Raw genomic sequence first — 14,403 nt, 5'->3', positions numbered from 1 at the left:
AATCTATGTATTCTTAAGTTAATCTTTTATTTTATAAAAACACTTACATTAATTAAACATGCTTTAGCTTAAATAAAAAAAATTATGCTATACTAGTTACTATAATAATTAAAGGACGTGAAATGATGAAAGAAACAATCTTTTTAGGAACGTATACACGACGTGAAAGTAAAGGCATCTATACTATTGAATTAGATACAGCTACGAAGCAATTAACTAATCTCAACATAGCTATTTCCGAAAATGGACCTACTTACCTAGGACTAACTGCTGACGGTTACCTTTTAACCGTTTCAGCCAAAGAGGGACAAGGTGGATTAGTTAGTTATAAATTGCTAGAAGATGGTACCTACGAAGAAATTAATCGTATTACATCAGAGGGCGCTTCTCCATGTTACGTCGGAATTGATAACACACGTCGCCTTGCTTTTGGAGCTAACTATCATAAAGGTGAATTAACAAGTTACCACTTTGATTCCGAAGGTGTTCTAACACTTGTGGATACTATTAAACATAATGGAAATGGACCTCATGAAAATCAAGATAAAGCCCATGCGCATTATTCAGATCTTACACCGGATAATCGCCTCGTTGCCTGTGATTTAGGTACAGATGGTGTTTATACTTATGATATTTCTGATGAAGGTAAATTATCTGAGATTGCTTGTTATAAAGCAGAGCCTGGTACCGGGCCACGCCATATTATTTTCCACCCTAATCAAAAAATAGCTTATCTTTTTGGAGAACTAGCTAATACTATTACTACTCTTTCTTATGATGAGTCAAGCGGAAGCTTTGAAACACTCCAGACCCTTTCGACTCTGCCTGATACATTTACTGAATTTAGTGGTGGAGCTGCTATTCGTATCAGTAGTGATGGACGATTTGTTTACGTTTCAAATCGTGGTCATAACTCTCTTGCTGTTTTTGAAGTCTTAGATGATATGACACTTAAATGTGTTGAAATTATACCTTCAGAAGGAGATTTCCCTCGTGATTTCACTTTAAATAAATCAGAAGATTTCTTGATTGTTGCACACCAAAATACAGATAATTTAACTCTATTTGAACGCAATAAAGAAACAGGTCGTTTAACTCTTCTTCAAAAAGATGTTTACGCACCAGAATGTGTGTGTACTTATCTCGTTAAATAAAAAAACAGCCCAATGGGCTGTTTTTTTTATTTAGTGAAGGATATGACCTTCTTTAAGATTGTTATTTAATTTTTTAAAGAATGCTTGGACTGGTGGGAAGAATATAACACCGAACACAAAGAATGCCACACCAAATCCGATTAGGATTGTTAATGCTTTTGACGCATTTGGCCAGTAAATACCACCCACCGGTTCTCTTAAAAGATTAACCGCATGAGTAAACGGTAATAGTGGATTAATAAATTGGAAGAACTTGCCAGACATTTCGATTGGATAGTTACCACCACCACCTGAAATAGATAACACTAGTATAATAACCGCTCCACCTTTTCCTAAGTTACCAAATAAGGCAACAAGCACATACACCATTATCATAAAGACGAACCCGACTAGCAGTGCAAATAAAATACTAAATCCAGGACTCACCGCATATGTTCCTAATAAGTATAGATTACCTAGAGCAACAATTAATGATTGGAAGAACCCAACCGTCAAGAATGTCATCATGCGTGCTAAAAATTGCTCACGACGACTGTATTTTTTCTTATCTTCATCAGATAAATGGAACTCAGTTGTCGCAATACTTGAGAATAACACTGCACCTACCCATAAACATAACGCAGTATAGAACGGCGCACTAGCTGAACCATTATTTGGAACTGGGTAAACATCATGTTGATCAATCAAAACAGGATTTGCTAAAAAGTCACTTTCTTTAGCAGCATCTGCTTTAAGTAGTTTCATTACTTCCGTAATATCAATATCTTTACGACCTGTTCTAATCACTTCTGCTGCCTTATGAATCCCTTTTTTAACGTTAGGCCAATCTTTTTCAATCATATCTTGAGCCATATTAAGAGCCGATTCAACTTCTGGCATTTTTTCATTAGCCAAATCAAGCTTCTCAACTAAATCATCTTCCACTTTTGGTAAATCATTTTGAATGAACTTAGACGCTAAATTCATTTTATCTTCAATTACTGGTAAGTCTTCTTGATAAACTTCAACTGCTTTATTGATTCCATCAATAATCATACCCATATTACCATTTAACAATTCATTGGCTGAGTGTAATTCTTGCTTCATAGCAGGTAGTTCATTTTGATACTTTTCAAGTAACTCAACTGCACCCGAAATTGTATCTGTTGTACTAGATAACAGTTTTGACACGCCACCGATAACATCTTTATCAATAACTTCTCCTGTAACTGTTTTTCCATCTTGAATCACTTTAATAACTTTTGTAATAGCTTCTGAGATTTCTCCACCGATATCACGCGATAAGAATGTTGAAATTCCTTGATTAATTTCTCCTAATACGCTTTGAACAGCTGCCAATCTTTGTTGTAGACCGTCACCTGTTATTGTTCCATCACGAACCCCTTTTTCTAAACCTTCTAGTGTTCCTCCAGCACCAATTAACTTTTCACCTAGTGCTTCTAACTTAGCTATACGACTATCAAATTGATTTGTATGCAACAAATCTTCTTGTAACACTTTTAAAATATTGGCTATGTGTTCTAGAATACCAACTTGTGTTTTTAACGTATCTGTAGAATTTTTTAATGCATCAGCAATTTGATCTTTATTCGTTTCATCAATTTTAACATGCTCTAACGCTTTTAAACCTGTTCTAGCTGTTTCTACTGTCACTTGAACTAAATTCAAACTTTGTACGACTGTATTTGAAATATTCTCAAAATCTTGAGGCCATTTCTCACTATTATTACTTAAGCTTGTTAGTAAAGCATTCGAACTATTGGCTAAATCTGATACTTCTGGTAGGATACTCTGAACTTGTTGAATCACAGCCATCCCTTCTTTAGCACTTGCAATTCCTTTAGTCATCGTTTCTTCCACTTTACCGAAATCATTATCTATTTCATTTAATTGACGTCCCGCATTTTGAATCTCAGGAATTTTCGCTTGGACTTCAAGAATCACTTTTCCATTTTCTTTAATCGTCGGCATCATTTTATTAACTTCAATAATTTTATCACCTAATTTATTAAGATCAGGCATATAATCTGTCATTTCATTTGCTTTTGCTAACTTGTCTTTTAGCTCTGGCATTTTTTTATTTAAATCAATAACTTCTTGTGTATATTCATCGATTTTATCCATATTGTCATCAAATTCTAAAATCTTATTACTAATTTTATCGATAGCTAAGAAATTACTATCTAAGTTGAAACCAACTTCGTTCAATCCTTTAACTAGACCCTCACTTACTGTTCCAATAAATTGGGTTGTAATTTGATCTTGTATCCCACTTGCACCTTTATCAGCAATTTTTGGCGCAATAGCATTAATTTTTTGGTTAACTGAATAAACAATTTTAGGTTTCTTCATGTCACCACTTACAAAACTTACAAGGTTTTCAGAGAAATTCTCTGGAAGATAAACCCCACCATAAAACTTCCCACTTTTAACACCTTTGTCTAACTCTTTTTTAGAATCAACAAATCGCCAACCGACTTTATCATTATCTTTAAGACCATCGATAATCTTATCCCCAATATTAATTTCTTTTCCCATCACTTCAGCTGTTTTATCATCAGAATAAACAGCAATCGAAATATCTTTTGTATTTGAGTACGGATCCCAAAGAGCTGCAATATTAAACCAAGCATACAACGACGGGATTACCATTAGGGCCAAAATTAACATAAATGTTAGTTTGTTTTTATATATTCGTTTCCAATCAAGAGCATATAACTTAAATACATTTCCAAATCTTTTTTTCATCGTCAGACCTCATCCTTTATCTATATCGTGTTCCAATTTTTCGTTGGTATCTCGTCTTCTTTTTCAAAGACTTTTTCCAACACTTCTTGAATTGAAATTTGCTTCAATTTCTCTTCCCAAGCTCTATCAGCTTCACTAAAATATGCCGATATTATATTATCTCCATTTTGTGCATATTCGTCAAATCCTGAGAACGCTCGTTGTAAAATTCCCACATCTGGAAAGCTTTCAAATGGCCCTTCAATAGCTTCTACTATTTCTAATAATGAGATATCCTTTGTTTCTTTTTCAAGAAAAAAACCACCGTTATTGCCTGATACACCCGCTATAATTTTAGAAACTACTAATTTTCGTAATAACTTTTTAACATAAGACTGTGATACAGATAATTTTGTATAAATAGTCTCCGATGAGACAGGAACCTCTTTTTTTTGAATGGCTAAAATTGCTAAGATAGCAAGGGCTTGTTCCGTTGCATTTGTTAACTTCATTTTATACCTCACCTTTCAGTACTTATTTAATCCATTATAGACTCCATTTGTCTCTAACGATAAAAACTATTATAGACTTTAATTGTCTCTTATGCAAGATTATTTGCTCTAAAAATAAAAAAAAAGCACTAATCTTAAAGATTAGTGCTTCAACTTAAAATTTAGATTAAGCTTTATCTTTTGAACCGAACCATTCAATACGTTGTTTAACTAATTCAACAACAGCTTCAGTACCTGGTGCTAATAATTTACGAGGGTCAAAACCTTTTCCTTCAAGATCTTTTCCTTCTTCAATGTATTTACGAGTTGCTGCTGCAAATACTTCTTGACACTCAGTGTTAACGTTGATTTTTGAAACACCTAATGAGATAGCTTTTTGTACTTGCTCAACTGGGATTCCTGATCCACCGTGTAATACTAATGGTTTACCATCAGTAACTGCTGCGATTTCAGCTAATGTTTCAAAGCTTAATCCAGTCCAGTTTTCTGGGTAAGAACCGTGAATGTTACCAATACCTGCTGCTAAGAAATCAATACCAGTATCTGACATTGCTTTACATTCAGCTGGATCAGCTAATTCGCCAGAACCGATGATTCCGTCTTCTTCTCCGCCGATGCTTCCTACTTCACACTCAACTGAAACGCCTTTAGCGTGAGCTTTAGCAACTACGTCTTTAGCTTCTTCAATATTTTTTTCGAATGGGTGATGAGAACCATCATACATTACTGAAGTATAACCAGTTTCGATACATTTTAATGCATCTTCATATTCACCGTGATCTAAGTGTAATGCAACTGGTACAGTGATATTCATTGATTCGATTAAGTCTTCAACCATGTGTACGCACATTTGGTATCCACCCATATATTTTGCAGCTCCCATTGATGTTTGGATCATAACTGGAGCATTTGATTCTTGAGCACCTTTAAGAATAGCTTTTGTCCATTCTAAGTTGTTTGTGTTGAAAGCTCCTACTGCGTATTTACCTTCACGTGCTTTTGTTAACATTTCTGCTGCTGATACTAATGCCATTGATAATTCCTCCTATTTTGGAACACATTTTTTGTTAAGTCATACTTAACTGACGCCTTTATTTTATCAGAAATAAGAGTACATTTCTACCTATATTCAGAAAATTATCTGTTATTTTGAAAAACTTTTCACATTAACCTCTATTAATCTATAGATATAAACAAAAATACAACTTCTTTTCTATTTATATCTTAGAAAAGAAGTTGCACTCTATTTAAATAATGATAAATTAGTTAAGGTTGGTTTTAATTCTTTTCTTTCAATTTTGTTCACAATTGAAACGATAGTTTCATTCAAAGGTGTCGCAACTCCTAATTCTTTACCAATACGAACAACCAAGCCATTAATTTCATTTATCTCTGTTTTACGACCTTTTTCGATATCTTGTAGCATACTCGCTTTTAATAATTTATGAGGTCCCCAAAAAGCTTGATAACTTGGGGCTTTTTCAAGCCTTTGTTCTTCTGTTTCAAAGTATAAATAAGGTTTCAAATCAACACCATCCACTTCAAAAGAGGTTACACCCCACTTTGTTCCTACCTCAATTGTTTCTTTCATGACATAGTGAACGAGTTTTTCATATTTTTCATCTGCTAAAAGTTCTCCAAAAGTACACCCAAAACATGCTGACAAACCACTAAAAACGGCATTACTTAATAATTTAGCCCATCGTGTTCCACCTAAATTATTTGCTATATGTGCTGGACACATGCATTCTAGAATTTCTTTCACTTGCTCAACTTGTTCTGTTATTTTCCCATCAAGGCGACCAACATCAAATGATAATTTTCCTGGGTCTGAAGTTAGTTCTGATACACCAGGCCCTTGCCATGTTGCTCCCCAACTTACAGTCGCTCCAATCACTCTCTCCTCTCCAAAAACATCTAGAAGACTTGGTTCTGGAAAGCCATTTTGCAAAGTAGCAATGATTGTTTTGGCATGGATATGATCTTTTAAAGAGTCAAACGCTGACTCATTATAAGTTTGTTTCACTAATAAAATAACAAGATCATAAGTACCTTCCATTTCTTCAGGCATTATTGCTTTCACTGGTACCGTCTTGTCAATAGTCCCTACAATTCTTGCCCCTTTATCATTCAGTGCTTTTACGTGTTCTTTATTAACATCAATTAGGTCAATTTCTTTCTTTTCTGAAATAAAAGCTCCTAAAATTGTACCTAAAGAACCTGCACCCATTAAAGCCAATCTCATTTTAATAGTCTCCTCTCGCTTTTTAATCCCATATATCAATAATTTTTCCTTGTACTAAGTCTCTTTGTTCTGCTAAGTCAACTAAATCCATGCCATATTCCGTTTTTACTTGCTCGATCAATTTCCCCTGTAACTCATCAGTCAACTCCACTTGACTAATATCTTTAAAGCCTTGATTTAATGCTGGTCCTAAATGTTTTAAAAAGCCTTCAAAGCCTTGGGGCCCACCACCTAAATGGAAAGATAAGAAGGGACCACCCGATGCCCAACGAATGCCTAAGGATTTTTCAATAATCGTATCCAATTCTTTTACATCTACAACATTGTCCCTTACTAAAGCAATACATTCTTGAAAGATAGCCGTTTGTAATCTATTCGCTACAAAACCTGGTATTTCTTTCTTAATAACAACTGGACTTTTCCCTAATTGTTCATAGAAAGCTAGTGTTTGCAAAATCACATCTTGGGCTGTTTGCTCACTTGGAGAAACTTCAACCAAAGGAATCATATGAGGAGGATTAAATGGATGACCAATAATTAAACGTTCTGGATGAGTCATCTCTGTATTCATTTTTCCAGCAGGTATACCTGATGAAGATGAGGCAATTATTAAATCATTAGAACCATACTTTTCAATAGTTGCGTATAACTCTTTCTTAAACACTAAATTTTCAGGTCCATTTTCTTGAATAAACTCAACATGTTCGGCTAGATTTTCTACTGTTTTTTCAATAACCAAATAATCTGACACTTCTGAAAAAGAAATATCTAATGATTTCAACATTTGCTCAATACTTTTCTTAGTTCCTTCTTCATGGTCTTCTCGTATATCATAGACGTGTACTTCTAATCCTTTAGAAAGCATTAATGCACTCCATGATAAGCCAATCACACCTAGTCCAATTACACCAACTTTATTTATTGTCATCTTTATACCCTCCTTTATTTCCTATATTTTCTATTTATCTTGTTCTAACAATGCTGTTACAAATACTTTATGATGGGTTCTTCTCGCTTCTCTGAATTTCCGTCGTTTCTCATACCCCTCATGCACAAGTCGTTCTTCTGAATTCATAGGCTTAAACTTCTCCAGTGGTTCGGGATTATCGTCTACTATTACAAAGGTACTGAATGCTGTTGCAGCCAAATAAGTTTGACCAGTCGCCAGTGACTCCCCTGTTATTTTACAAAAGACTTCCAAAGATCTCTTACCACTTCCTGAAATAAATGCTTCTAACGTTACACTATGATTGGCATTAATTGGATGTAAGAAATCTACAGAGTCCGTTGACGCTGTCACACACAGGCGACGAGCGTAACGAACAGCTGCTATAGCAGAACTATCATCAATATAATTCATCAATTTTCCACCAAATAATGTGTTATGAGCATTGGTATCCGCCGGAAGAACCAACCGTGTTTGAGTCACTTTCATCTGCTCCATATCACTTTTCTCCTATCTTATAGTTCTTAGCATTTTTCAAAAATACCAGCAGCACCCATTCCGCCACCAATACACATTGACACCATACCGTATTTGCCATTTGTATCTTCTAAATAAGAAAGTAATTTACATGTTAAAATTGAACCTGTTGCACCTAATGGATGACCTAAAGCCATCGCACCGCCACGAGGATTTACTTTTTCTTTTGGTAAGTTTAATTCATTGATACAAGCAATTGCTTGTGCTGCAAATGCTTCATTTAATTCAATTGCATCCATATCATCTAATGATAAGCCTGTTCTCTCTAACACTTTTGGAATAGCGTAAACTGGTCCCATACCCATAAATAAAGGGTCTAGTCCTGCAACTGCAAATCCTTTGAATTTAGCAATTGGTTTTAAACCTAGCTCTTCTGCTTTTTTAGCTGACATCATCACAACAAAGGCTGCTCCATCACTTAACGGTGATGAATTACCGGCTGTTACTTTTCCGTTATCTTCCTTGAATGCTGGGCCTAATTGAGCCAATTCTTCCATCGTTTGATTGCCGCGAACCCCCTCATCTTCTTTAAACGTTAAAGGATTTCCTTCGATATCACCATATGTTACTGGAATAATTTCTCTATCAAAAACATTTGCTGCTTGTGCTGCAGCTGCCTTTTTATGACTTGCTATTGCAAATTCATCCATTTGCTCACGTGTTACACCATATTTGTCCGCCACATACTCCGCGGTCATTCCCATTGGAACATAAACTTGTGGTTTTTCTTTCATTAATGTTGCGTTAATCGCTGACATATCAAACGACATTGGAACGCCACTCATTGTTTCAACTCCACCAGCAACAATAATATCTGCTTGATTAGCCATAATTGCGTTAGCCCCTGTTGCAATAGTTTGTAAGCCTGATGAACAAAAACGGTTAACTGTTTGAGCTGGAACGCTATCTGGAATATCGGCACGACCAGCAATAACACGTGCGACATTTAAACCTTGGACATCTTCTGGAATAGCACAACCCACAATAATATCATCAATTAATTCTTTATCTAACGTAGGGACTTTATCTAATACCCCCTGTAAAACTTCTGCTGCAAAATCTACTGGATGTTCATTTGCTAATGCACCTTTTAGAGAACGGGCTACTGCTGATCTTCCATATCCTACGATTACTACTTCTTGGCATTCATTCATTATAATTTCCTCCTAATAGTTCTTTCATATTCTATAATTTAGTCAATGTGATTAATTTTTAAATTTGGAGAGACTTGATAGTCTGCCTCTGTTTTTTCCTTTACCTCATCTAAGTTTGTTTTAGATGTAATTTCTTCTAGTACAAGTCCCTCTGGTGTGACATTAAACACAGCTAATTCTGTAATTATCTTAGTCACACACTTAGAACCTGTTAGTGGGAAAGAACACTCTTTCATAATTTTGATAGTTCCTTTAGCAGTATGTTCCATTGCAACAATAACGTTTTTAGCACACGTTACTAAATCCATCGCACCACCAAAACCAACTAACATTTTATTCGGAATATTCCAGTTAGCTAAGTTACCAGCCTCATCGACTTGAACTGCACCTAAAACCGTTACATCTACTTTTCCACTTCGGATTAAACCAAATGCTGTTGCACTGTCGACAAATTGCCCACCTGGTTTAACAGTCGCTGGCGCTCCACCTGCATCATAAATATTTGGATTATCTTGTCCTAGTGGTGGTGTTGGTCCTATATTGATAATCCCATTTTCACTTTGAAAAATAATTTTTTTATCTTCCCCAACAAATTTGGGTACCATTGTCGGAATCCCAATTCCTAAATTAACAATTTGACCATCTGCAAGTTCATCAGCTACACGTTTCGCTATAAAAGTTCTACTGTTCATTACGGACACCTACTTTCACAATCGCATCAATATATATTCCAGATACAGATACTAACTCTGGAGAAATTTCACCTACTGGAACAATTTGCTCCGCTTCAACAATCGTGTATTTCGAAGCTGCTGGTACTAAAGTCGTAAAGTTTTTTTGTGAACCTTCAATATAACAATTGCCATCATAATCGACTTTTGTTGCTTGAATAAAACCGACATCTGCAACTAACGCTTCTTCCATTAAATACTCTCTGCCGTGTATCTCTTTAATCTCTTTTCCTTCAGCCACCATTGTTCCAACACCTACTGGAGTGTAGAAAGCCGGTATGCCTGCTCCTGCTGCTCTTAATCTTTCAGCAAATGTTCCTTGTGGTGTTAAAGACAAGCGCCCTTCTTCAAAGAAACGTGTAGCGGCAGAACTGGTTCTAACAAAGGTTGTTGTTAAGTGACGGCCTCTTTTATCTATTAATTTATCTAATGTTGGTAAAAACATTCCATTAGGTGCATTTAAAGCAATATGTAAGTCCTTTGCTTCACTTCTAAGGTATAACGCTTTAACTAATTGACCTGGATAGCCCAGTGGCCCAAAACCACCAATAGCTACAGTATCACCATCTTTTACTATTTGAACAGCGTCTATGCTGCGCATCAATTTACTCATGGTCAAACCCCTTTCAACTCTCTTTGATTTCTTCTACTAATTAGTATATATTTAATATATATGAAAAGGCTTTCATTTTTAATAACAGTGTTTAATCATATGTTCATTTTTAGACACTTTATTAATGACTGTCCAAATTTTTAAAGGAAGGTGATGCTATGGGAAAACAAAAAAAGTATATAAAGCGAGCGTTTATCGCCTTATTGAAAGAACAAAGTATTCATAAAATTTCTGTCAATTCTCTCACTAAAAAGGCAGATGTTAGTCGCTCTTGTTTTTACACCTATTACTCAGATAAATTTGAATTACTGGATGAGATTGAACTCGAACTTATTACTAAATTCACTCACATTATGAAAGGTCTTCGAAATAAAAGTGCCGATTATTTTTTTAATTGTATTGAAGACTCCCATTATCCTGTATATGATACTTACTTCCATTACATCGAAGAACATCGGGATATTCTAAGCGTCCTGCTTTCTCCAACATCTGAAACCAATTTTACTTTTAGATTCATGACAGCTATAGCGAAAACTAGAAAAGAGACCCTTCTATATTGGAACATCTCCATTAAAGATGACCCTTTCGATATGTTCAATGAAAATCTGTTAGCATCCAGTTATGTGTCTACCTTCAAGACTTGGTTAGATAATGACTGCCAACCTAACGCAACTAAAATGGGTCATTACCTAAGTTCTTTATGGCGACCAGGTTTTTTCTATTCTGATGAACAGTATCAAGAAGCTATCAAATATAATTTAAATAAAAAAAGAACTCGATAAATTTTATCGAGTTCTTTTTTTATTTTTCTTTAAGATACTTAATAGCATCTTCTGCTGTTAAGACTGGAATAATCTTCATTGACGTCTTAATCTTTTTAGCAGCTGCTACCGCTTCTTCATAATTATTTTTCATTTCTGGATTGGCTTTTTTCACATCTTTATCTAGCGGCTCGTTTGGAGCAAAGAATACTGTCGCACCCATTTTATCAGCAGCAACGACTTTCTTATCTATCCCACCAATTCTACCAACAGAACCATCTGGTTTAATTGTACCTGTTCCTGCAATTTCTCGCCCTTTTTTAAGGTCTTCCTTAGCAAGTAACTCATACAGTTGAAGGGTAAACATTAACCCTGCAGATGGTCCTCCAATATCAGAAACCGAAATTTCTATTTCTCGTTCAGAATTAATTTCAGTATGATCAATTAATGTGATCCCAATCCCCGTTTTTTTCTGATCTGATAGTTCAATCATTTTACCTTCTACTTTTTGTTTCTTTTTATCTCTTTCAAAATGAATCATCAGTTTATCGCCCTTTTTTTTGGCAGCTATATAATTCATAAATTCATCAGCATGTTTAAATGTTAGATCATCTACTTGATAAATAACATCTCCTGGCTCCAACTTATCTTTAAAGTCCGAATCGTCCAACACCGACATCACATAGACACCTTTATAATCTAATTTATAAGGTTCATCTGCTAAATCCAGAGCGACTTTTTTTGCCATATTTTCACTATTACTCATTTCTAAATCAGATAGTCGTTCATATTCTTTATCATCGCTATCACCCATCAGATCTTGCTTAGCTATAATCTCTTGGAAAGGCAATACTTTTGCCGTTAGAAGAGTAGCTAAAGTTCCACGTCTAATGCCGACTGTTGTCAACATAAATGAGCCATCTGACTTATCATGTTTTTTGTCTACTGTGATGACATCTGCTACATTTTCAGCTGATCCAGGTACCTCAACATAATAAGGTAATGGGACTACTATTGCTGCAATAATAAGGATTGAAGTTAAAATAACAGTCCCATATTTTATTAATTCACGCTTATGCTTTGATTCTTTTATTATCATTCAGTGTACTCCCTTATCCGAAAAACTTTTTAGCGATCGCCTTTTCTACTTCACTAGGAACAAATGCTGTAATATCACCTTTGAATTTAGCAATCTCTTTAATAATACTAGAGCTCACATTACTTAATCGATCATCTGCCATTAAAAATACCGTCTCTACACTTGGCTTTAATTGCTTATTCATCGACGCAATATTTTTTTCGTACTCATAATCTGTCATATTACGAATACCACGAACTAAGAACTTCGCTCCCAATTCTTCAGCAATATCAACTGTAAGACCCTCAGCTTGTGCAATAACTTCTACATTATCTAAATGCGAAATAGAAAGATTTATTAACTCAATTTTTTCATCACTTGTAAATAAGCCTACTTTTGTTGTATTTGTTACCACTGCAATAATTACTTCATCAAATAATTCTGCTGCACGTTCTACAGTATTCAAATGACCGTTCGTAAACGGATCAAAACTCCCTGGGAATAGAGCTATCTTAGTCATTCTCATCCTCCTTACGTTTGTAGATTACAACCTCACTCATACCATAGACTTGTCTTCTACGAAGGGTGAATTGAGTTGTTTCATCAGGCAATCCGACAGATTTATCGGTTTCGCAAATAATTAAGGCATCTCCTGAAAGTAAACCGAGTTCTGTAATTTTTTCAATCTGTTCTACTATTTTTTGTGACGCATAAGGGGGGTCTAAAAATAAATAATCAAATACTTCTCCCGAAGCAGCTAAACTATCAATTAATTTAGAGCCATCTCCTTTCATTATCTTGAATTTTTGAGGTTCTTTTGTAATCGCAATATTATCTTTAATCACGTTGATAGCTTGATAATTTTTATCAATACAAACGGCACTGTCACACCCTCTTGATACTGCTTCTATTGCTAAACCACCACTACCCGAAAATAAATCTAAGACCTTCCCACCATCAAAATAAGGACCAATCATATTAAACATAGATTCTTTTACTTTATCTGTCGTCGGTCTAGTATTATCTCCTGGTAAAGCCTTTAATTTACGTCCACCATATTCTCCTGAAATAACTCTCATCGTACACCTCACTCATTTTTATTTAAAAAAACCAACTGTACAGTCAGACATCTATATGTCGACTAAACAATTGGAGGAATTTACAGCACTACTTCCTTTTTACTTAAGAATTAACACTCGTCAGCTCACTAATATTATCTTTTTCAATCTCTTGATTAAGCGCTTCTGATGTACCCACACGTTCTCCAAAATCCATCGAGACGTCTGGTCTATAAGAATAATCAACACCTTTTACAAAATGAAGTTTCTCAAGGGCTCCCCTAGCTTGTTCAATAGCTGACTCATCCATATAAATAATGACATACTTCATTTTTCGAGAAACATAAGCAACTGGTCCAAATTTTTTTAATGTTTTTAATTGTCTTAAATTATAAACCCAGACAATCAACGATCTTCTAGGTGTCAGTTCAAAGTCAATTCCTTCATTATTTTCTTGATTATCCAACATGGCAATTTCCACTGCATCCTTTCTGGGCAAATTCAAAAAATGGATTGCCGGCTTCTATTTTTATATTAGGTGAAATACTCTTTGCTAAATCAAAAACGGTCGTATCTAACACATCCTGCAGTTCACGCTCTTTAACTTTAAAAGAGGCGACGGTTTCGTCTAAATCTAACTGGCGTTTCTTCTCTCTAAGTGCACGACGTTTTTCTTTATAGTCTGGTGCATAGCTTCCATACGCCTCTATTTGTTCAAATGATTCTTTAGCAGATACAAATTCCTTTTCTTTCATTCTCGTTTCATTATTATTCTTTAGTTGAAACTTTGCTTCCCAAAATCCTTTCACTAATTCCGAATGGATCAAAGTATCACATAATTTATCTATCTCATCTTCTAGTTCAAAGACTTCCTCAGTATATATCAT

General features: G+C 35.0%; 16 protein-coding genes. 2 read left to right on the top strand and 14 right to left on the bottom strand.

Going from position 1 to position 14,403, the window contains the following annotated elements:
• The first annotated feature begins 125 nt into the window (after positions 1-125).
• Positions 126-1,154 (top strand): lactonase family protein, encoded by a 1,029-nt coding sequence (locus OL233_RS00150; RefSeq protein ID WP_275470361.1) that lies wholly within the window; start codon positions 126-128, stop codon positions 1,152-1,154.
• A 30-nt stretch (positions 1,155-1,184) separates the two neighbouring features.
• Here the strand turns inward: OL233_RS00150 and OL233_RS00145 are convergent, their stop codons facing one another.
• The 9 genes from OL233_RS00145 to OL233_RS00105 form a co-directional block, all read right to left on the bottom strand.
• Positions 1,185-3,902 (bottom strand): YhgE/Pip domain-containing protein, encoded by a 2,718-nt coding sequence (locus tag OL233_RS00145; RefSeq protein WP_275470360.1) that lies wholly within the window; start codon positions 3,900-3,902, stop codon positions 1,185-1,187.
• A 20-nt stretch (positions 3,903-3,922) separates the two neighbouring features.
• The gene (locus OL233_RS00140) at positions 3,923-4,393 is read right to left on the bottom strand and encodes an RrF2 family transcriptional regulator (protein ID WP_275470359.1); all 471 of its coding nucleotides are present in this window, start codon (positions 4,391-4,393) and stop codon (positions 3,923-3,925) included.
• 166 nt (positions 4,394-4,559) lie between these two features.
• Positions 4,560-5,426, bottom strand: a complete 867-nt coding sequence (locus OL233_RS00135) for a class II fructose-bisphosphate aldolase (RefSeq protein ID WP_275470358.1) — start codon at positions 5,424-5,426, stop codon at positions 4,560-4,562.
• Positions 5,427-5,636: 210 nt separating this feature from the next.
• The gene (locus OL233_RS00130; RefSeq protein WP_275470357.1) at positions 5,637-6,638 is read right to left on the bottom strand and encodes a ketopantoate reductase family protein; all 1,002 of its coding nucleotides are present in this window, start codon (positions 6,636-6,638) and stop codon (positions 5,637-5,639) included.
• A 22-nt stretch (positions 6,639-6,660) separates the two neighbouring features.
• A complete protein-coding gene (locus OL233_RS00125) occupies positions 6,661-7,566 on the bottom strand; it encodes a 3-hydroxyacyl-CoA dehydrogenase NAD-binding domain-containing protein (RefSeq protein WP_275470356.1) in 906 nt (301 codons plus the stop codon).
• A 30-nt stretch (positions 7,567-7,596) separates the two neighbouring features.
• Positions 7,597-8,082 (bottom strand): acyl-CoA thioesterase, encoded by a 486-nt coding sequence (locus OL233_RS00120; RefSeq protein ID WP_275470355.1) that lies wholly within the window; start codon positions 8,080-8,082, stop codon positions 7,597-7,599.
• Positions 8,083-8,108: 26 nt separating this feature from the next.
• Entirely contained in the window at positions 8,109-9,275 is a 1,167-nt protein-coding gene (locus OL233_RS00115; protein WP_275470354.1) for a thiolase family protein, read from the bottom strand.
• Positions 9,276-9,313: 38 nt separating this feature from the next.
• Positions 9,314-9,967: a 3-oxoacid CoA-transferase subunit B gene (locus OL233_RS00110; RefSeq protein ID WP_275470353.1), complete on the bottom strand. Its 654-nt coding sequence runs from the start codon at positions 9,965-9,967 to the stop codon at positions 9,314-9,316.
• Complete coding sequence (locus OL233_RS00105) at positions 9,957-10,619, bottom strand: CoA transferase subunit A (protein ID WP_275470352.1); 663 nt, start codon at positions 10,617-10,619, stop codon at positions 9,957-9,959. Before OL233_RS00105 ends, OL233_RS00110 begins: the two co-directional genes overlap by 11 nt.
• A 158-nt stretch (positions 10,620-10,777) precedes the next feature.
• On the opposite strand from OL233_RS00105, the gene OL233_RS00100 reads away from it, so the two are divergent.
• Positions 10,778-11,401: a TetR/AcrR family transcriptional regulator gene (locus OL233_RS00100; protein ID WP_275470351.1), complete on the top strand. Its 624-nt coding sequence runs from the start codon at positions 10,778-10,780 to the stop codon at positions 11,399-11,401.
• A gap of 19 nt (positions 11,402-11,420) precedes the next feature.
• On the opposite strand, the gene OL233_RS00095 is transcribed toward OL233_RS00100, so the two are convergent.
• From OL233_RS00095 to OL233_RS00075, 5 genes are all read right to left on the bottom strand, one after another.
• A complete protein-coding gene (locus OL233_RS00095; protein ID WP_275470350.1) occupies positions 11,421-12,479 on the bottom strand; it encodes a SepM family pheromone-processing serine protease in 1,059 nt (352 codons plus the stop codon).
• A gap of 13 nt (positions 12,480-12,492) precedes the next feature.
• Positions 12,493-12,978, bottom strand: a complete 486-nt coding sequence (gene coaD, locus OL233_RS00090) for a pantetheine-phosphate adenylyltransferase (protein ID WP_275470349.1) — start codon at positions 12,976-12,978, stop codon at positions 12,493-12,495.
• A complete protein-coding gene (rsmD, locus tag OL233_RS00085) occupies positions 12,971-13,537 on the bottom strand; it encodes a 16S rRNA (guanine(966)-N(2))-methyltransferase RsmD (protein ID WP_275470348.1) in 567 nt (188 codons plus the stop codon). Before rsmD ends, coaD begins: the two co-directional genes overlap by 8 nt.
• A 103-nt stretch (positions 13,538-13,640) precedes the next feature.
• Positions 13,641-13,985, bottom strand: coding sequence for a YlbG family protein (locus OL233_RS00080; RefSeq protein ID WP_275470347.1), 345 nt, complete (start codon positions 13,983-13,985; stop codon positions 13,641-13,643).
• The gene (locus tag OL233_RS00075; protein ID WP_275470346.1) at positions 13,975-14,403 is read right to left on the bottom strand and encodes a YlbF/YmcA family competence regulator; all 429 of its coding nucleotides are present in this window, start codon (positions 14,401-14,403) and stop codon (positions 13,975-13,977) included. Before OL233_RS00075 ends, OL233_RS00080 begins: the two co-directional genes overlap by 11 nt.

The organism is Vagococcus proximus (genome assembly GCF_029143285.1).
Lineage (GTDB): Bacteria > Bacillota > Bacilli > Lactobacillales > Vagococcaceae > Vagococcus_D > Vagococcus_D proximus.
The sequence above is the reverse complement of the archived record's forward strand: the minus strand, read 5'-3'. Positions and strand labels throughout refer to the sequence as shown.

Coding starts and splice junctions, on each gene's coding strand:
- OL233_RS00150 (WP_275470361.1), top strand. CDS start 126: ATGAAAGAAACAATCTTTTTAGGAACGTATACACGACGTGAAAGTAAA.
- OL233_RS00145 (WP_275470360.1), bottom strand. CDS start 3,902: ATGAAAAAAAGATTTGGAAATGTATTTAAGTTATATGCTCTTGATTGG.
- OL233_RS00140 (WP_275470359.1), bottom strand. CDS start 4,393: ATGAAGTTAACAAATGCAACGGAACAAGCCCTTGCTATCTTAGCAATT.
- OL233_RS00135 (WP_275470358.1), bottom strand. CDS start 5,426: ATGGCATTAGTATCAGCAGCAGAAATGTTAACAAAAGCACGTGAAGGT.
- OL233_RS00130 (WP_275470357.1), bottom strand. CDS start 6,638: ATGAGATTGGCTTTAATGGGTGCAGGTTCTTTAGGTACAATTTTAGGA.
- OL233_RS00125 (WP_275470356.1), bottom strand. CDS start 7,566: ATGACAATAAATAAAGTTGGTGTAATTGGACTAGGTGTGATTGGCTTA.
- OL233_RS00120 (WP_275470355.1), bottom strand. CDS start 8,082: ATGGAGCAGATGAAAGTGACTCAAACACGGTTGGTTCTTCCGGCGGAT.
- OL233_RS00115 (WP_275470354.1), bottom strand. CDS start 9,275: ATGAATGAATGCCAAGAAGTAGTAATCGTAGGATATGGAAGATCAGCA.
- OL233_RS00110 (WP_275470353.1), bottom strand. CDS start 9,967: ATGAACAGTAGAACTTTTATAGCGAAACGTGTAGCTGATGAACTTGCA.
- OL233_RS00105 (WP_275470352.1), bottom strand. CDS start 10,619: ATGAGTAAATTGATGCGCAGCATAGACGCTGTTCAAATAGTAAAAGAT.
- OL233_RS00100 (WP_275470351.1), top strand. CDS start 10,778: ATGGGAAAACAAAAAAAGTATATAAAGCGAGCGTTTATCGCCTTATTG.
- OL233_RS00095 (WP_275470350.1), bottom strand. CDS start 12,479: ATGATAATAAAAGAATCAAAGCATAAGCGTGAATTAATAAAATATGGG.
- coaD (WP_275470349.1), bottom strand. CDS start 12,978: ATGACTAAGATAGCTCTATTCCCAGGGAGTTTTGATCCGTTTACGAAC.
- rsmD (WP_275470348.1), bottom strand. CDS start 13,537: ATGAGAGTTATTTCAGGAGAATATGGTGGACGTAAATTAAAGGCTTTA.
- OL233_RS00080 (WP_275470347.1), bottom strand. CDS start 13,985: ATGTTGGATAATCAAGAAAATAATGAAGGAATTGACTTTGAACTGACA.
- OL233_RS00075 (WP_275470346.1), bottom strand. CDS start 14,403: ATGATATATACTGAGGAAGTCTTTGAACTAGAAGATGAGATAGATAAA.